Genomic DNA, 16688 nt, shown 5'->3' with positions numbered 1-16688 from the left:
CCGGTCCCATGCGCGGGCGCATGGTCATTGCATCACCGTACCGCAACTGAAACGGGACTGGCTGATCATGTCTTCGGGATGGCGCCGCTCCACGAACAGTGCGTTGCCCTGGATCTTCTTGGCCTGCGCCTTGGCGGAGGTGGCCAGCTCGGCGATCAGCGAACCCGAATACAGCTCGGGCCTGTCCACCATCACCACGCCCAGCGACAGGCTGACCAGCGGGTGGAACACGGGCATTCCCTGCCGGTTCTCGGCCAGATAGCCGCCCGCCTGCAGATGCTCGCTCAGGTACAAGGGCTCCAGCTCGCGCGCCAGCTCCTGCAGGATGGCGTGACAGCGCTGCGACCAGTCCGCGCTGGTGAAGACCAGGATGAAGTCGTCGCCGCCCACGTGCCCCACGAAATCCGCATCGCGCACGGCATGGCGCGTGAACAGCTCGGCCATGGCGCGCAGCAGCTCGTCGCCCTTGCGGTAGCCGTACAGATCGTTGTAGGGCTTGAAATGATCCAGGTCCGCGTAGCAGACCGCGAAACTCTCGCGGCTGCGCAGCAGCGCATCGATGTGTTCGTTGATGGGCACATTGCCCGGCAACTGCGTCAGCGGATTGGCGTAGCGCGCGGTCATGATCTGGATCTGGGTGATCTCGCGCATCAGCTCCACGCTGGAGCCCAGCCCCATGTACTCGCCGTCCGAGGTGATGATGAAGCCGTCGCTGAGCGCATCGTCCGCGCCTTGCGACATCAGCGTGCCCAGCTCCAGCAGGCTGGTGTCGCAATCCACGATCAGGGGCGCGGTCTCGATGAACATCGAGCAGGGCTTGTTGCCGTAGAGCTCGCGGTGATAGGGCCGCGCGAGCTGGTCGTACAACTGGCTGCGGCGCAGGATGCCGGTGGGCCGCCCGTCGCGCAGCAGGACCACGGCGCTCAGTTCGGGATGGCTCTGGAACAGGTCGTAGACCCGGTTCGTGGGCGTATGGTCGGAGACGGCGGGCGCCGTGCGCAGCAGCCGGCGCACGCTCATGGAATTGCGCCCCTGGGCCGAGCGCCGCGAGCGGACTGCGGCGGGCCCGAACAGGGCGGCCTGCGCCGGCTCCAGTTGCGGCGGCGGAAAAGGCTGCGGACGGCACAGCAGATAGCCCTGGCCGCAAGCCACGCCCAGATGACGCAAGGTGCGCAGCTCGGCCTCGGTTTCTATGCCTTCGGCGATCACCGTGGACTGCGCGTGATTGGCGATGTCGCAGATGGAACGCACCAGTTGCTGCTTGAGCAGGTCGGTGTCGATGTCGCGCACGAAATACTTGTCGATCTTGACGTATTCGGGCCGCAGCTCGGACCACAGGCGCAGCGAGGCGTAACCTTCGCCCAGGTCGTCGATGGCGAACTGCAGGCCTTCCCGGCGATACAGCTCGGTAGCCTGGCTCAGGTGGTTGTAGGTGACGGTGCGCTCGGATTCAGTCAGCTCGACCACTACCCGGTCCCATTCCATGTCGGCCAGTTGCGGCAGCGCCGCGCGCCGTTCCTGCCGGGTGGACGCCAGCAGGCGCATCACCATGTCGGGGCTGGAATTCAGGAACAGCTTGCCCGCCAGTCCCTGGCGCGTGAAGCTGGCGGTCAGCTCGCGGCAGCACAGTTCTTCCAGTTCCCAAAGGCGCCCGCACTGGCGCGCTGCGTCAAACAGCGCCAGGGGCGAATGAAAGCCGCTCTGTTCCGGTCCGCGGATCAAGCCCTCGTAGCCCAGGATGAAACCCGACCGCAGGTCAACGATAGGCTGGAAGACGGGTGTGACTTGTTTTTCTTTGAGAATCTGGTGAAATGTGTCGAGCATCATACTTCCGCTCCCACGGCCTTTCCGAACGGAAGGCCGAAAGCCAAATATGTAACTAAATGCGGCGCACTCACTTTAACGGATAAGCTCAGGCAAACATAGCGGCCATATGGTAATCACTTAATCTGAATCAAATCCTGAAGCTCTCGAAAATATTTAAGCTTAGACATTAACAGGGACGTGACAATATTTTGTCACAAGCTCGCTACAAAATGATGAAATTTTTCTCCGCCTTGTTCGATCTGGACGGCACGCTGCTGGACACCATTCCCGACCTGGCCCTGGCCTGCAACGCCATGCGCGCTGACCTGGACCTGCCTGCGCTGCCCCAGGAACGCATCGCCACCTTCGTGGGCAAGGGCACGGAAAACCTGGTGCGGCGCGCCCTGGTCGATGTTCCCGGCGCCGCCCCGGATACAGCGCAGGCGCTGGACTTGTTCCACCGGCACTACGCTTTGTGCAATGGCCGCCACAGCCGGCTCTATCCCGGCGTGCTGGAGGGCCTGCGAGACTTCCTGGATCAGGGCCTGCGCCTGGCCGTGGTCACCAACAAGCCCGAACGCTTCGCCCGCCCCTTGCTGGAGCAGACCGGCCTGGCGCCCTACTTCGAGCTGGTGGTGGGCGGAGACACCTGCGCGCGCAAGAAACCCGATCCCCTGCCCTTCCTGCACGCCTGCGAACAGCTGGGCATGGCGGCCGCAAGCACGCTGGTGGTCGGCGACTCCCTGAACGACGCGCAGGCCGCGCGCGCCGCCGGCATCCCCGTCCTGCTGGTGCCATATGGCTACAACGAAGGCCGAGACGTGCAAAGCCTGGAATCCGATGGTATAGTTGCTTCCATCGCTTGCGCGGCCCGCTGGGTGCGCCAGGCCAACCAAACAGCAAACGCGTAACATTACTCATGTCTACTTCCCTCAACGTTCGCATTACCTACGGCGCTTATTGGCGCTGGTGGCGTTCGTGTATCGGGTAGACATAAACCCTGTAGTCTGGCGGCCGTAACAACACAGCAGCACCTGCGGATCGCCTCCAGGAAAACAAGCCCGGTAATCACAACGACCGGGCTTTTTTTGTTTCTGTCCGGCTCGTCGTACCCACTGACCCACCGAGACCCCCATGACAGAAATAGAATTCAATGCCCTGGCCGCCGAAGGCTTCAACCGCATCCCGCTGATCGCGGAAACCTATGCTGACCTGGACACCCCCCTCTCGATCTACCTGAAGCTGGCCCACAACAGCCCCGAAGGCGGCCGCTACAGCTGCCTGCTGGAATCGGTGGTCGGCGGCGAGCAGTTCGGCCGCTACTCCTTCATCGGCCTGCCCGCCAAGACCGTGATCCGCAGCCGCGGCCGCCACACCGAGGTGCTGCACAACGGCAAGGTGGTGGAAAGCGTGGAAGGCGACCCGCTGGATTTCATCGAAGGCTTCCAGGCGCGCTTCAAGGTCGCCCTGCGCCCCGGCATGCCGCGCTTTGCCGGCGGCCTGGCCGGCTATTTCGGCTACGACACCGTGCGCCACATGGAGCCCTCGCTGGGCGAGAGCCCCAACCCCTTCCCGGCGGGCCAGGAAAACGGCGTGCCCGACATCGTGCTGCTGCAGATCGACGAACTGATCATCGTGGACAATCTGGCCGGCCGCACCTACCTGCTGGTCTACGCGGACCCCGCCCAGCCCGAGGCCTACGTGCAAGCCAAGCGCCGCCTGAAGGAGCTGCGCGAGAAACTGCGCACGCCCGTGGTCATCCCCTACGCCTACGCCAGCATGCAGACCGAATGCGAGCGCGACTTCGACAAGAAGGACTACCTGGAGGCCGTGCGCCGCGCCAAGGAATACATCGCCGCCGGCGATCTGATGCAGGTCCAGGTGGGCCAGGTCATCACCAAGCCCTTCCGCGACTCGCCCCTGTCCCTGTACCGCGCGCTGCGCTCGCTCAACCCCTCGCCCTACATGTACTTCTGGAACTTCGACGACTTCCAGGTCGTGGGCTCCTCTCCCGAGATCCTGGTGCGCCAGGAAGAGCATGTGCAGGACGGCCGCCACAGCGAACGCGTCACCATCCGCCCCCTGGCGGGCACCCGCAAGCGCGGCGCCACGCCCGAGGCCGACGCCGCCCTGGCCGCCGAGCTGCAGGCCGACCCCAAGGAGCGCGCCGAACATCTCATGCTGATCGACCTGGCCCGCAACGACATCGGCCGCATCGCCAAGACCGGCACCGTGCAGGTCACCGACACCATGACTATCGAGCGCTACTCGCACGTGCAGCACCTGGTCTCCAACGTGTGCGGCGAGCTGCAGGAGGGCATGAGCCAGATGGACGTGCTGCGCGCCAGCTTCCCGGCCGGCACCCTGACGGGCGCCCCCAAGGTGCGCGCCATGGAACTGATCGACGAACTGGAGCCCGTGCGCCGCGGCATCTACGGCGGCGCGGCCGGCTACCTGAGCTACTCGGGCCAGATGGACCTGGCCATCGCCATCCGCACCGGCGTCATCAAGGACGGCATGCTCTACGTGCAGGCCGCCGCCGGCATCGTGGCCGACTCCGATCCCGAAAAGGAATGGCAGGAGACCGAGGCCAAGGCGCGCGCGGTCATCCGCGCCGCCGAACAGGTGCAATTCGGCCTGGACGAACCCATCTAAATCCCTGATTGCGACCTCTTTCCGCCGGAGTACTTCCCATGCTGTTCATGCTCGACAATTACGATTCCTTCACCTACAACCTGGTCCAATACTTTGGCGAACTGGGCCAGGAGGTCGTGGTGCGGCGCAACGATCAGGTCACCCTCGAGGAGATCGAAGCCCTGGCCCCCACCCATCTGTGCGTCTCGCCCGGGCCCAAGTCCCCGGCCGATGCGGGGCTGTCCGTGGCGCTGATCCAGTACTTCGCGGGCAAGCTGCCCATCTTCGGCGTATGCCTGGGCCACCAGGCCATCGGCCACGCCTTCGGCGGGCGCATCGTGCGGGCGCGGGAAATCATGCACGGCAAGGTCTCGCCCATCACCCACCGGGGCACCGACCTGTTCAAGGGGTTGCCTTCGCCCTTCAACGTGACGCGCTACCATTCCCTGGCCATCGAGCGCGACAGCCTGCCCGACTGCCTGGAAGTCACCGCGCAGACCGAGGACGGCGAGATCATGGGCGTGCGCCACCGCGAACTGCCCGTCTACGGCGTGCAGTTCCACCCCGAATCCGTACTGAGCGAGCACGGCCACGCCCTGCTGAAGAACTTCCTGGAAATCTGATCACATGAACACCATCACCCCCACCGAAGCGCTGGTGCGCTGCATCGAGCACCGCGAGATCTTCCACGACGAGATGCTGCACCTGATGCGCATGCTCATGCGCGGCGAAATGTCTCCCCAGATCGCCGCCGCCCTGCTGATGGGCCTGCGGGTCAAGAAGGAAAGCGTGGGCGAGATCACCGCCGCCGCCCAGGTCATGCGCGAGTTCGCCACCCCCGTGATCACCCCCGACCCCAGCGAGCTGCTGGACATGTGCGGCACCGGCGGGGACGGCTCGAACACGTTCAACATCTCGACCGCGGCCATGTTCGTGGCCGCCGCCGCCGGCGTGAAAGTGGCCAAGCACGGCAATCGCAGCGCCTCGTCCTCGTCGGGCAGCGCGGACGTGCTCGAGGCCCTGGGCGCCAGCCTGGTGTTCTCGCCCGAGCAGGTCGCCGCCAGCATCGAGGAAACCAATATCGGCTTCATGTTCGCCCCCGCCCACCACGGCGCCATGAAGAACATCGCCGCCGTGCGCAAGGAACTGGGCGTGCGCACCATCTTCAACATCCTGGGCCCGCTCACCAACCCGGCCAGCGCGGGCAACCAGCTCATGGGCGTGTTCCACCCCGACCTGGTGGGCATCCAGGTGCGCGTGATGCAGCGCCTGGGCGCCAAGCACGTGCTCATCGTGCACGGCAAGGACGGCATGGACGAGGCCTCGCTGGGCGCCGCGACCCTGGTGGGCGAGCTCAAGGACGGCCAGGTGCACGAGTACGAGATCCACCCCGAGGACTTCGGCATGGCCATGACCTCCAATCGCAGCATACGCGTGAACAGCCGCGAAGAGTCGGCCGCCCTCATCATGGAAGCCCTCAATAACCAGGAGGGGACGGCTCGTGATATTGTTGGCCTCAATGCCGGGTTGGCCATTTATGCGGCCAACCGCACGGACTCCATCGAAGCCGGCCTGAAGCTGGCCTTCGAAACCATCGCCAATGGCGCAGCCCGAGAAAAACTCGAACAATTCTGCTCCTATACAAGGAAGTTAAACGCATGAACGACATTCTGGCCAAGATCCTCGACACTAAGAAAGCAGAAGTCGCCACGGCCCGCCAACTGCGCAGCGAATCGGACGTGCTGCGCGAAGCGAAGAACCGGAACGACCTGCGCGGCTTTGCCAGCGCCATCGAAGACAAGATCGCCCAGGGCAAGCCCGCCATCATCGCCGAGGTCAAGAAAGCCTCGCCGTCCAAGGGCGTGATCCGCAGCGACTTCAACCCCACCGAGATCGCCTCCAGCTACGCCGCGCATGGCGCCGCCTGCCTGTCCGTTCTGACGGACGTGCAGTATTTCCAGGGCGCCTACGACCACCTGCGCCAGGCGCGCGCAGCCTGCGCCCTGCCGGTGCTGCGCAAGGACTTCATCATCGACCCCTACCAGATCATCCACGCCCGGGCCCTGGGCGCGGACTGCATCCTGCTGATCGTGGCCGCGCTCAGCCCCCAGCAGCTCAAGGAATACGAAGCCGTGGCCCAGGAACTGGGCATGGACGTGCTGGTGGAAGTGCACGACCGCGCGGAACTGGACACGGCGCTGGACATGCAGACCTCCCTGCTGGGCATCAACAACCGCAACCTGCGCACCTTCGAGACCAGCACCCGCAACACCCTGGACCTGCTGCCCTTCATCCCCGCCGGCAAGCGCGTGGTGACCGAGAGCGGCATACACACGGTCGAGGACGTCGCCCTGATGCGCGAACACGACGTGCAGGCTTTCCTGGTGGGCGAAGCCTTCATGCGCGAGCCCGATCCCGGCGTGGCCCTGCAGAACCTGTTCTTCGGCCAGCCCGCATGAAGCAGGCGGGCTGCCCCCTGTGTGCGCTCGAACCCGGCCGCCTGCTGTGGTCGGGCGCCGGACTGCATGTGCTGGAAGTCGCCGACAGCCCCTTTCCGGGCTACACGCGCGTCATCTGGCAGGATCACGTCGCCGAGATGACGGACCTGTCCGGACCGCAGCGCGAACTTTTGATGGAGGCGGTATACCTGGTGGAGGCCGCCCTGCGCGAACATCTGCAGCCGGCCAAGATCAACCTGGCCCAGTTCGGCAACCAGGTGCCGCATCTGCACTGGCACCTGATCCCCCGCTGGACGGATGATCCGCTCTTTCCCGATTCGGCCTGGTCGCCCGCCCCGCAGCGCACGCCGGAACAAGCCCAGGCCTGGTCCCGGCGCCGCGATGCGCTGCTGGCGCAATTGCCCGGCTGCCATCGTCATCTGCGACAGGTGCTGCAAACGCGTCTCGCAGGCGACTGATGCCAGCCTGCGGCCGCGCACGCCGCCGCCAGCATTGTTCAAGCAATAACTATTTGGCCGGCAGGGTGGCTGGCGAAAAAAGCTGTATCAAGGTGCTACAGTGAATTCGGATTTCGCCCGGAATCCGCGTTCTACTGATGAGGTGCCTTCATGCCCCTGCACCACAGCTGGACTGCGCCCGTCGACGCGACGACCGACCCTCTGGTCCATTACGATGCGCAGCGCCGCCTCTGCCCCGTCGCCCGCGACGACGACCTGCAGTATGCCGTGTTCCGGCACGCCGACGCCCTGCGCCTGCTGCTGGAGCACGACACCTTCAGCAACCAGGCCTCCCGCCATCGCTCCGTTCCCAACAGCATGGATCCGCCCGAGCACGGCGTCTACCGCCGCCTGATCGAGCCCTACTTCAGCGCCGAGCGCCTGGCGCAATTCCTGCCCGCCTGTCGCCGCATCAGCGCGCAGTGCATCGCCGCGCTGCCGCAGGACGGCGTGGCGGACCTCATGAGCACGCTGGCCCACCCTTTCGCGTTGCGCATGCAATGCGCCTTCATGGGCTGGCCCGACAGCCTGCACGAACCATTGCGACAATGGGTGCAGCGCAAGAACGAGGCCACCCGCTCGGGCAACCCGCAAGCCACGGCCCAGGTCGCCCAGGAGTTCGAAGCCTTGCTGGGCCGGGTGCTGGCCGTCTTTCGCCACGCCGATCCGCCCGGCCAGGACGCCACTTCGCGCCTGCTGCGCGAAACCGTAAACGGCACGCCGCTGCAGGAAGCCGAGATCACCAGCATCCTGCGCAACTGGACCGTGGGCGAACTGGGCACCATTGCCGCCAGCGTGGGCATCATCGCCCACTACCTTGCCACGCATCCGGATCTGCAGAAACACCTGCGCCGCCACCCCGGGGACGTGCGCCGCGCCAATGACGAAATCCTGCGCATTCGCGCGCCCCTGATGGCCAACCGCCGCAAGACCACTCGCGAGGCGGATGTCTCCGGGACGCGGGTGCCTGCCGGCGCGCGCCTGACCTTGCTGTGGGCCAGCGCCAACCGGGACGAAGCCGTGTTCGGCGATCCGGACGAGTTCCGGCTGGACCGCGATCCGGCCCTGAACCTGCTGTACGGCGCCGGAATCCACGCCTGCCCGGGCGCAGAGCTCGCACGCATGGAACTGGAAAGCATCATCCAGGCCCTGCTGGCGGCCACGGACTCCTTCCTGCCCGAGCCAGGCCACCGCCCGCGCTACGCCACCTATCCTGAAGGCGGGTTCGAGACGGTCCCGCTGCGGCTGCAGCGCACGCCGTCCCCTTGAGCCGGCACAGGCCTGAGGCGCCGACGGCGGGCGACGCCGGCCAAGCCGCATCGTCCGCCGCTCGGAATTAACCTGGATCAAGTCTGGAGCAAAAAAACCGGGAAGCGTCTTGAAAGCACTACATATAGTGCCTAGCATCTACCTACGCACTATATGTAGGATTCATCATGAACGACAGGACCGCCCCCCGCACCCTGGCCAGGCCCGTGCCGCAGATCGACATCATCCGTTCCGTCACCGAGTACCTGGACCGCCAGGATTGGCGGGTCAACGCCAACGCCAACCAGGGCTACTCGCTGGGCGGCCTGATCCTGAACACCTCGGGCAAGATGATCGCCAACTACTGGCTCAGTCACGTCTACCCCGAGACCATAGGCCAGGCCCACCGCCAGGCGGACCTGCACATCCACGACCTGGACATGCTCTCGGGCTACTGCGCCGGCTGGTCGCTGCGCATGCTGCTCACCGAAGGCCTGAACGGCGTGCCCGGCAAGATCGAATCCGCGCCACCCCGCCACATGTCCAGCGCCGTGGGCCAGATCGTGAATTTCCTGGGCACCTTGCAGAACGAATGGGCCGGCGCCCAGGCTTTCAGCTCTTTCGACACCTATATGGCGCCCTTCGTGCGCAAGGATGCCATGGACTACCCCCAGGTGCTGCAATGCATGCAGGAGCTGATCTACAACCTGAACGTCCCGTCCCGCTGGGGCACGCAGACGCCCTTCACCAACCTGACCTTCGACTGGACCTGCCCCGAGGACCTGCGCGCGCAGACGCCGGTCATCGGCGGCCAGGAAATGCCCTTCTGCTACGGCGAGCTGCAGCGCGAGATGGACATGATCAACCGCGCCTACATCGAGGTCATGACCCAGGGCGACGCACGCGGGCGCGCCTTCACCTTTCCCATCCCCACCTACAACATCACGGCGGATTTCGACTGGCACAGCCCCAACGCGCAGCGCCTGTTCGAGATGACCGCCAAGTACGGCCTGCCCTACTTCCAGAACTTCATCAACTCCGAGCTCAAACCCAACATGATCCGCTCCATGTGCTGCCGCCTGCAGCTGGACCTGCGCGAACTGCTCAAGCGCGGCAACGGCCTGTTCGGCTCGGCCGAGCAGACCGGTTCGCTGGGCGTGGTCACCATAAATTGCGCGCGCCTGGGCTACCTGCATCGCGGCGACGCCCAGGGCCTGTTCGCCCGCCTGAACCAGCTGCTCGAGCTGGGCCGCGACAGCCTGGAAATCAAACGCCGCGTCATCCAGGAGCACATGGACCAGGGCCTGTTCCCCTACACCCGGCGCTACCTGGGCACCTTGCGCAACCACTTCTCCACCCTGGGCGTGAACGGCATCAACGAAATGATCCGCAACTTCACCGGCGGCGAACACGACCTGACCACGCCCTGGGGGCACGCCTTCGCCGTGCGCCTGCTGGACCACGTGCGCACCCGCATGGTCCAGTTCCAGGAGGACACCGGCCATATGTACAACCTGGAAGCCACGCCCGCCGAGGGCACCACCTACCGCTTCGCCAAGGAAGACCGGGCCCGCTGGCCGGACATCCTGCAGGCCGGCACGCCGGACATGCCCTACTACACCAACTCCTCGCAACTGCCGGTGGGCTTCACCGACGACCCCTTCGAGGCGCTGGAACGCCAGGACGAACTGCAGCGCAAATACACGGGCGGCACCGTGCTGCACCTGTACATGACCGAACCGCTGTCCACCGCCGACGCCTGCCGCACCCTGGTGCAAAGGGCACTGAGCCGCTTCTCCCTGCCCTACATCACGGTCACTCCCACCTTCTCCATCTGCCCCAAGCATGGCTACCTGCCCGGCAAGCACGAGTTCTGCCCGCATTGCGATGCGGACATCCTGGCGCGCAAGCAGGCCGCCTGCCGGCACGAACCATGAGCGCCATCGCGCCCGCCCATCCTCACGCTGCCGGCCATTGCCTTGCCATGCAGAATGAAGGCGCCAAGCGGCACACCGACTTTCCATTCTTCCGTGGCCCGGCCCGGATTCTCACCAGGAGCTTTCCATGACAGACACCACGTTCACCCTCGATGACGCCGAACGCCAGCCTTGCGAAATCTGGACGCGGGTCATGGGCTACCACCGCCCCATGTCCTCGTTCAACATCGGCAAGCAAGGCGAATTCCATGAGCGGCGCTACTTCACCGAACAGCGCGCCGGCCTGAACCCCGAACCGCGCACGGCATGACCACGCGCCTTTGCACCGGCCCCGCCGCTCCCGCTCCCTCCGGGGCGGCGGCGCGCCTGAGGGTGGGCGGCTTCGTCCCCTTTACCGCGACCGATTACCCCGGCCGCCTGGCGGCGGTGATCTTCGTGCAAGGCTGCCCCTGGCGTTGCGGCTACTGCCACAACCCTCATCTGCAGGAACGCACTTCGGACAGTCCTCTGGACTGGGAAACCATCCTGGACTTCCTGCGCCGCCGCGCCGGCATGCTGGACGCGGTCGTCTTCAGCGGCGGCGAGCCCACCATGGACCCTGCCCTGGGCGCGGCCATGCGCACCGTGCGCGACCTGGACTTCAAGATCGGATTGCATACGGGCGGCACGCATCCGCGCCGCCTGCGCGAAGTACTGCCCTGGACGGATTGGGTGGGCCTGGATGTGAAAGCAGGCTTTCAGGACTATGACGCGATCACGCGGATCCATGGCAGCGGCGCCGCCGCGCAAGCCAGCCTGGATATCCTGCTGGAGCACGGCGCCGACTTCGAATGCCGCAGCACCATACATCCTCGTCTGCACAGCCCCGACGCGCTGCTGTCGCTGGGTCGCCGCCTGCATGATCTGGGCGTGCGGCGCTACGCCCTGCAGGTATTTCGTGCGCAAGGCTGCCAGGACGCCGCCTTGAATGACAGCGGAAAGGCGCTGGGCGCCTACCCCGGAGACGCCGTCATCCGGACGCTGGCTGGATGGTTTCCTTCTTTTGATGTGCGGCGCGCCTAGGCTCTCAGGCTCCGGCGCGGCATGGGGCCGCGCCGCAAGACGGCCCACCCCTGCCGCAGCACGGCGCGCGGCTGCAGGACGCCCGGGTCCAGCGAGTCCAGGGTGTTCTTGACCATCAGGCCCAGCTCGGTATCGCCTTCTATCACCAGGCGCCGGTTGAAGAACAGGGTGTCCGGGTCCTCGCCGCGCTGCAGCAGTTGATAGAAGTCCCAGGCATTGGCGCGCAAGGTCAGGTCCGGCGCCGGGCCGCCGCTCGCCAAGGGCTGGAAAGCTCCGTTGCGCCAGGTGTAGTCGAACTCCAGCCGCGCATCGGCCACCTGCAGCCGCAGGCGTCGCCCCTCCAGCCGCTGACAGGTGTCGGCAGGCAGGTGGGGCGCCATCAGCAGATTCAAGGCGCTGGCCAGCGCCCGGGAACCGGGCCAGCGCGGCAGGCATTGCAAGAGGCCAGCCAGGGGGGCTGGGACTCGCGGGGTGGGCGAGGAAGAAGCGGTCATCGTCAGATCTCCAGGAATCCGGATGGTGAATAACTCAAGCCTTGCGGCTGATGCAAAGGTGCGCGCTCAGAAACGCTCGGACACGGGCGAAACCATGTCCAGGCCCGGCCGGCCGTGCCAGAAGCCATTGCAGGCGCTGGACGGCAACAGCTCCAGCAACTGCTCATGCGCGACCGTGCTGGCCTGGCGCCCGTCCGCGACATCGCGATAAAGCCTGAGGACCTCGCCCATGCCGCGGGACTGCGGACTGAGACGGATCACGTCCACGCCCAGGCTCTCCAGATCACGCAGTTCGTGCAGCAGGGTGTAGACCCAGGCGGACTGCGTCTGTATGCCGTTGATGGTCAGGAAGCCCTGGCCTTCGCGCGTCTCCAGCAGAAGTCCGTCGGGATGGTCCATGCAGACGTACTGGCAGTTGTCCTTGGGCAGGTTGCGATTGCGGGCCGTGAAACACCGCGCTGAAAAAGCCAGGGGCAGGCGGCCGAAGGCGAAGACCTCGGTTTCCAGGCCGCGGGGCCTGTCCTGCTGGAGCTGCGCCAGGCCGGCGCGCCCCATTTCCAGCGGCATGACCCAGCGCACGGCGCCCTGCGAAGCGATCAGCTCCAGGGCCGGCGCATTGTAGAGGTTCAGGAAGGGACCGGCGACGAAGTCCCGGCCCTGCATGCGGCGCACCGCGCCCATGTCGTTGGCCTCGACCAGGTAGCGGCCGTGTTCGGTCACTTTGCGCAGGGTCGTCATGTCCCGGCCCGACTCCAGCAATACCTGCGTGGACAGGATCGGGGTCTTGCCGGCCTGGACGAGCATGTCGGCCACTTCCAGCCAATCCTCCAGGCGCAGTTCGTGCCGCCGGGAGCAGACGGTTTCCCCCAGGTAGACCAGGTTCACCGGCCACTCGCAGGCCGATTCGTAGAATTGCAGCACGGCGATGCGCGACCAGTAGTATTGCAGGGGTCCCAAAGCGAATTTCATGATCGTTCTCCGTCGCCGGCTTATTTCCAGGGCCGCGAGTACGCGCCCAGCGTATGCTGCTGGCCTTCGGCCAGCTTGTTCAGGGCGCCCATCCAGGCCGGATGCACCGAATAGCGCGCCGTGCGGGACTGCGCCAGATCTATGGCCTGGCGCCAGACCTGTGTGACCTGGGCGACGTAGGCCGGACTGCGCTGGCGCCCTTCGATCTTGATGGCGGCAACGCCCGCGGCCAGCAGCTGCGGCAGCAGCTCCAGCGTATTCAGGCTGGTGGGCTCCTCCAGGGCGTAGTAATTTTCGCCGGCCACATCGAAGCGGCCCTTGCACAGTGTGGGGTAGCCCGCGTTCTCGCCGTCCTGGTAACGATCGATCAAGACCCCGTTCAGGCGCGACTCCAGGCCGCGCTCCGTCTGTTCCCAGCGCACGTGCCGGGCCGGAGAGCAGACGCCATGCGTGTTGGGAGACTCTCCGGTCGCGTAGGAGGACAGGGCGCAGCGCCCTTCCACCATCACGCACAGGCTGCCGAAACCGAAGACCTCCACCTGCACGGGCGCCTGCTCGCAGACTTGCTCGACCTGCGCCATGGACAGCACGCGCGGCAAGACCACGCGCTGGATGCCGAAATGATCGTGATAGTAGGAAATGGCCTCGGGATTGGTGGCCGAGCCCTGGACCGACAAATGCAGGCGCAGGTCCGGATGGCGCTCGCGGGCGTAGGCCATGAGGCCCGGATCAGCCATGATGACGGCGTCCACGCCGGAGCCGGCGGCCCGGTCCACGGCATCGCGCCACAGGCGCCAGGCCTGCGGCTGCGGGTAGGTATTGAGGGCCAGGAGGACTTTGCGGCCGCGCTCGTGCGCATAGCGCATGCCTTGTTCGATCGCCTGGGCGTCGAAGTTCAGGCCCGCGAAATTGCGCGCATTGGTCGCATCGCGAAAACCCAGGTAGACGCTGTCCGCGCCATGATCGATGGCGGCTTTCAGCGCCGGCAGGCTGCCGGCCGGGCAGACCAGCTCCAGCCGCGGTTCCAGAGGCGGGACAGCCGCCCGAGATACTGTATTCATGAGACTCCCGATCAGACATCTCGCCGGGGCCCGCCCCGGCTCGGCAATGCCCACCACTATGCCCGCTCCTGCCGGCGCCCTCCTTAACCCACATCAATTCCTGCGCATCTTCTGATCACGGACAAACCGGGATCATTCAGAATCGGCAGCCGGGGACCGGCCTGGCCCACAATGCCAGCAAGCCATTCCAACTCTGATCGAGCACCCTCATGACAAGGACTGAAACACGGCTGGACATGCGCGGCCTGCCCGCACCGCAACCCCTGGAGCACTGCCTGGAAGCGCTGGCGGGACTGGCGCGCGGGCAGGAGCTCATCATGCTGATCGACCGCGAGCCCTTCCCCCTCTACGCCATCCTGCAACGCCATGGCTTCGAGCACGACTGCATGGCATGCGGTACGCATTACCGGCTTGTCATACGACGGACCTGAACCATGCAGCGCGCCCTGTCCATCGACCGATCCCCGCCCCTGGCCCTGAGCCTGCCCTTTTTCCTCAACGTGCCGCTGTTCGGGCTGCTGGCGTCCATCCTGGCCGCCTGGACGGGCCCCGAGTTGTTCACGTCCCGCTGGCATCCTGCCGCGCTGGCGCTGACCCATGCCTGGACGCTGGGCGTGCTGGGCAGCGCCATGCTGGGCTCCCTGCTGCACATCCTGGCCGTCGCCGCCAATGTACGCCTCGCCCTCCCCGGAGCCATGAGTCTGGCCTTGTGGGGTCTGCTGAGCGCCGGCACGCTGCTGCTGATTATGGGTTTCATGACATGGCAGCGCTGGACCTGGCTGCTGGCGGCCTTGTCACTGGGCGCGGCCCTGGCGGCTTATCTGGGCGTCATGGCCGCGGCGCTATGGCGCCAGCGCCGCCAGGTATTCCCGGGCGCCCGCGAGATCTTGACGCCGGTGCGCCTCGCCCTGGCGTTCCTGGGCCTGACCCTGCTGTCGGGGCTGGCCATGCTGCTGGCGCTGGGCCTGGACAGGCCTGTACCCAATCTGCTCGACAATCATGTGGCATGGGGTCTGGGCGGCTGGGCCGGCCTGCTGTTGATGGCCATGTCTTTTCAGCTGCTGCCCATCTTCCAGGTCACCGAACTCTACCCGCGCCCTCTGGTGCGCTGGCTGCCCTGGACCTTGGCCGGCCTGCTGCTCGCCCGCTGGGCGCTGGAGCCCTTGCCCGGCCCCTGGCTGCCGCTGCGCGAGCTGCTGCAATACCTGATCCTGCTGTCCTACGCCTTGTGGGCAATCGTCACCTGGATCCGACTATGGCGCCGCAAGCGTCCCAAGGCCGACGTCAGCACGCTGTTCTGGTACAGCGCCCTGGCCAGCCTGCTCGCCTGCGTGCCCCTGGGCTTCTGGCTGAACACGCCCGCAGGCCAGGGCTCCGCCTTGAGCATCGGCATCCTGCTGATCATGGGCGCGCTCGGCTCGGCCGTCTCCGGCATGCTCTACATCATCGTTCCCTTCCTGCTCTGGCGGGAAGCCCAGCAAGCCGTACCCTTCGACGCAGACAAACCCGAGCAGACCCGCGAACTGTTGCGCCTGGTCCCCAAGACCGGCCACTATATGCCGCAATCGGCCGCACGCCGGCACTGGGTATTGCACAGCGCCGCCGTTCTGGTCTGGGCCCTGGCCGCATTGGGCGGGCGTGTGTTTGCGTGGATGGCCGCTCCTGTGCTGTTTCTGTCTTTTGCCGTGCTGGCTTGGAACCTGTGGACGGCATGGCGACGCTACCGCGAATGCCTCAGCGCTATCGCTGCGTATGCCCCTACCCGCGATACTGGCGCAGGGCCTCGCTGTCCAGAATCGTGAAATTGCGGCGCTGCACGCGGATCAGGCCGCGGTCCATCAACTCGCGCAAGGTGCGCGACAAATGTTCGGGCGTCAGGTTGAGCCGGGAAGCAATCACCGACTTGCCCACATCGATACGGAACGGCTTGCCCTCTTCGCCCGGCCACTCCTGCAGCAGATAGGACACCAGGCGCTGCACGCCGTTCTGCAAGGTGTAGGACTCCAGCTCGCCCATCAGGCGGTACAGGCGCTCACTCAGCCCGGCCAGCATGCGCCGAGCCACGCCCGGGCTTTGCTCCAGCCGGGTGAACAAGGTGTCGCGCCCGACATGCAGCAACAGGGAGTCCACCAGCGCCTGCGCCGTGACGATGTAATTGCGCTCCATGAACATCAGGGCTTCGCCGAAACCTTCGCCCGGTCCCACCAGGCGCACGACCCGCTCCAGGCCTGAAGAGGACACGAAGACCAGCTTGATGCGTCCATACACCACCACGTGAAAGCCCAGGCAGGGATCGCCGCTGCGAAACAGGATATCGCCCCGCAGGGCATGGATTTCCCTCGTGCCCAGGGCAATGGGCTCCAGCTCGCTGCGGGGCAATTCCTTGAAGAGCGGCAGATGGGCAAGATGAGCCTGTATGCGCGTCAGACGCCGCGCCTCCTCCTGGGCGGTGAAGCCGGAGCCTGCCGATCGTTGCGCAGGCTCTTGATCACGACTGTCCGGTTCCGTCATGGCCAACTCC

At 65.8% G+C, this 16688-nt stretch carries 17 protein-coding genes; 12 read left to right on the top strand and 5 right to left on the bottom strand.

Annotation, left to right across the window (positions count from 1 at the left end; translation table 11 throughout):
- Window positions 1-24 precede the first annotated feature (24 nt).
- Entirely contained in the window at window positions 25-1827 is a 1803-nt protein-coding gene (locus ACF3ND_RS01160) for a GGDEF domain-containing protein (RefSeq protein WP_394063449.1), read from the bottom strand.
- Between the two features lie 209 nt (window positions 1828-2036).
- Between ACF3ND_RS01160 and ACF3ND_RS01155 the strand changes: the two genes are divergently transcribed.
- The 10 genes from ACF3ND_RS01155 (at window position 2037) to ACF3ND_RS01110 (ending at window position 11643) form a co-directional block, all read left to right on the top strand.
- Window positions 2037-2717: a phosphoglycolate phosphatase gene (locus ACF3ND_RS01155; RefSeq protein ID WP_394063447.1), complete on the top strand. Its 681-nt coding sequence runs from the start codon at window positions 2037-2039 to the stop codon at window positions 2715-2717.
- Window positions 2718-2940: 223 nt separating this feature from the next.
- Window positions 2941-4461: an anthranilate synthase component I gene (gene trpE, locus ACF3ND_RS01150; protein ID WP_394063445.1), complete on the top strand. Its 1521-nt coding sequence runs from the start codon at window positions 2941-2943 to the stop codon at window positions 4459-4461.
- 38 nt (window positions 4462-4499) lie between these two features.
- Entirely contained in the window at window positions 4500-5063 is a 564-nt protein-coding gene (locus ACF3ND_RS01145) for an anthranilate synthase component II (RefSeq protein WP_394063443.1), read from the top strand.
- 4 nt (window positions 5064-5067) lie between these two features.
- A complete protein-coding gene (trpD, locus tag ACF3ND_RS01140; RefSeq protein ID WP_394063441.1) occupies window positions 5068-6102 on the top strand; it encodes an anthranilate phosphoribosyltransferase in 1035 nt (344 codons plus the stop codon).
- On the top strand, window positions 6099-6899 hold the full coding sequence (trpC, locus tag ACF3ND_RS01135) for an indole-3-glycerol phosphate synthase TrpC (RefSeq protein ID WP_394063439.1): 801 nt from the start codon (window positions 6099-6101) through the stop codon (window positions 6897-6899). The genes trpD and trpC overlap by 4 nt, the downstream gene beginning before the upstream one ends.
- Entirely contained in the window at window positions 6896-7357 is a 462-nt protein-coding gene (locus ACF3ND_RS01130) for an HIT family protein (RefSeq protein ID WP_394063438.1), read from the top strand. Before trpC ends, ACF3ND_RS01130 begins: the two co-directional genes overlap by 4 nt.
- 150 nt (window positions 7358-7507) lie before the next feature.
- The gene (locus ACF3ND_RS01125) at window positions 7508-8665 is read left to right on the top strand and encodes a cytochrome P450 (protein ID WP_394063436.1); all 1158 of its coding nucleotides are present in this window, start codon (window positions 7508-7510) and stop codon (window positions 8663-8665) included.
- A 167-nt stretch (window positions 8666-8832) separates the two neighbouring features.
- On the top strand, window positions 8833-10581 hold the full coding sequence (locus ACF3ND_RS01120; RefSeq protein WP_394063434.1) for a ribonucleoside triphosphate reductase: 1749 nt from the start codon (window positions 8833-8835) through the stop codon (window positions 10579-10581).
- A 127-nt stretch (window positions 10582-10708) separates the two neighbouring features.
- Window positions 10709-10891 (top strand): anaerobic ribonucleoside-triphosphate reductase, encoded by a 183-nt coding sequence (gene nrdD, locus ACF3ND_RS01115; protein ID WP_394063432.1) that lies wholly within the window; start codon window positions 10709-10711, stop codon window positions 10889-10891.
- Window positions 10888-11643 (top strand): anaerobic ribonucleoside-triphosphate reductase activating protein, encoded by a 756-nt coding sequence (locus ACF3ND_RS01110; protein ID WP_394063430.1) that lies wholly within the window; start codon window positions 10888-10890, stop codon window positions 11641-11643. Before nrdD ends, ACF3ND_RS01110 begins: the two co-directional genes overlap by 4 nt.
- Here the strand turns inward: ACF3ND_RS01110 and ACF3ND_RS01105 are convergent.
- The 3 genes from ACF3ND_RS01105 to ACF3ND_RS01095 form a co-directional block, all read right to left on the bottom strand.
- Window positions 11640-12137 (bottom strand): SCP2 domain-containing protein, encoded by a 498-nt coding sequence (locus ACF3ND_RS01105; protein WP_394063429.1) that lies wholly within the window; start codon window positions 12135-12137, stop codon window positions 11640-11642. The two genes, ACF3ND_RS01110 and ACF3ND_RS01105, sit on opposite strands and share 4 nt — an antisense overlap.
- 66 nt (window positions 12138-12203) lie before the next feature.
- Window positions 12204-13106 carry a U32 family peptidase gene (locus ACF3ND_RS01100; protein WP_394063427.1) on the bottom strand — a complete coding sequence of 301 codons (903 nt, stop codon included), beginning with the start codon at window positions 13104-13106 and terminating at the stop codon, window positions 12204-12206.
- A 20-nt stretch (window positions 13107-13126) separates the two neighbouring features.
- Window positions 13127-14167, bottom strand: a complete 1041-nt coding sequence (locus tag ACF3ND_RS01095; RefSeq protein ID WP_394063425.1) for a peptidase U32 family protein — start codon at window positions 14165-14167, stop codon at window positions 13127-13129.
- A gap of 209 nt (window positions 14168-14376) precedes the next feature.
- Between ACF3ND_RS01095 and ACF3ND_RS01090 the strand changes: the two genes are divergently transcribed.
- Window positions 14377-14598, top strand: a complete 222-nt coding sequence (locus ACF3ND_RS01090) for a DUF2249 domain-containing protein (RefSeq protein ID WP_394063424.1) — start codon at window positions 14377-14379, stop codon at window positions 14596-14598.
- Window positions 14599-14601: 3 nt separating this feature from the next.
- Complete coding sequence (locus tag ACF3ND_RS01085) at window positions 14602-15969, top strand: hypothetical protein (RefSeq protein ID WP_394063423.1); 1368 nt, start codon at window positions 14602-14604, stop codon at window positions 15967-15969.
- Here ACF3ND_RS01085 and ACF3ND_RS01080 read toward each other — a convergent pair.
- The gene (locus tag ACF3ND_RS01080) at window positions 15926-16678 is read right to left on the bottom strand and encodes a Crp/Fnr family transcriptional regulator (RefSeq protein WP_394063421.1); all 753 of its coding nucleotides are present in this window, start codon (window positions 16676-16678) and stop codon (window positions 15926-15928) included. The two genes, ACF3ND_RS01085 and ACF3ND_RS01080, sit on opposite strands and share 44 nt — an antisense overlap.
- Between the last annotated feature and the right edge of the window lie 10 nt (window positions 16679-16688).

The sequence above is a fragment of the Alcaligenes sp. WGS1538 genome, assembly GCF_043187505.1.
Lineage (GTDB): Bacteria > Pseudomonadota > Gammaproteobacteria > Burkholderiales > Burkholderiaceae_B > Alcaligenes.
This window is presented reverse-complemented; position numbering and strand designations above follow the sequence as displayed.

Bases quoted from the DNA above. Each gene is read 5' to 3' on its own strand.
- ACF3ND_RS01155 (WP_394063447.1), top strand. From the start codon at position 2,037: ATGATGAAATTTTTCTCCGCCTTGTTCGATCTGGACGGCACGCTGCTG.
- trpC (WP_394063439.1), top strand. From the start codon at position 6,099: ATGAACGACATTCTGGCCAAGATCCTCGACACTAAGAAAGCAGAAGTC.
- ACF3ND_RS01110 (WP_394063430.1), top strand. From the start codon at position 10,888: ATGACCACGCGCCTTTGCACCGGCCCCGCCGCTCCCGCTCCCTCCGGG.
- ACF3ND_RS01095 (WP_394063425.1), bottom strand. From the start codon at position 14,167: ATGAATACAGTATCTCGGGCGGCTGTCCCGCCTCTGGAACCGCGGCTG.
- ACF3ND_RS01090 (WP_394063424.1), top strand. From the start codon at position 14,377: ATGACAAGGACTGAAACACGGCTGGACATGCGCGGCCTGCCCGCACCG.
- ACF3ND_RS01085 (WP_394063423.1), top strand. From the start codon at position 14,602: ATGCAGCGCGCCCTGTCCATCGACCGATCCCCGCCCCTGGCCCTGAGC.
- trpE (WP_394063445.1), top strand. From the start codon at position 2,941: ATGACAGAAATAGAATTCAATGCCCTGGCCGCCGAAGGCTTCAACCGC.
- ACF3ND_RS01125 (WP_394063436.1), top strand. From the start codon at position 7,508: ATGCCCCTGCACCACAGCTGGACTGCGCCCGTCGACGCGACGACCGAC.
- ACF3ND_RS01120 (WP_394063434.1), top strand. From the start codon at position 8,833: ATGAACGACAGGACCGCCCCCCGCACCCTGGCCAGGCCCGTGCCGCAG.
- ACF3ND_RS01130 (WP_394063438.1), top strand. From the start codon at position 6,896: ATGAAGCAGGCGGGCTGCCCCCTGTGTGCGCTCGAACCCGGCCGCCTG.
- ACF3ND_RS01145 (WP_394063443.1), top strand. From the start codon at position 4,500: ATGCTGTTCATGCTCGACAATTACGATTCCTTCACCTACAACCTGGTC.
- ACF3ND_RS01100 (WP_394063427.1), bottom strand. From the start codon at position 13,106: ATGAAATTCGCTTTGGGACCCCTGCAATACTACTGGTCGCGCATCGCC.
- ACF3ND_RS01105 (WP_394063429.1), bottom strand. From the start codon at position 12,137: ATGACCGCTTCTTCCTCGCCCACCCCGCGAGTCCCAGCCCCCCTGGCT.
- ACF3ND_RS01080 (WP_394063421.1), bottom strand. From the start codon at position 16,678: ATGACGGAACCGGACAGTCGTGATCAAGAGCCTGCGCAACGATCGGCA.
- trpD (WP_394063441.1), top strand. From the start codon at position 5,068: ATGAACACCATCACCCCCACCGAAGCGCTGGTGCGCTGCATCGAGCAC.
- nrdD (WP_394063432.1), top strand. From the start codon at position 10,709: ATGACAGACACCACGTTCACCCTCGATGACGCCGAACGCCAGCCTTGC.
- ACF3ND_RS01160 (WP_394063449.1), bottom strand. From the start codon at position 1,827: ATGATGCTCGACACATTTCACCAGATTCTCAAAGAAAAACAAGTCACA.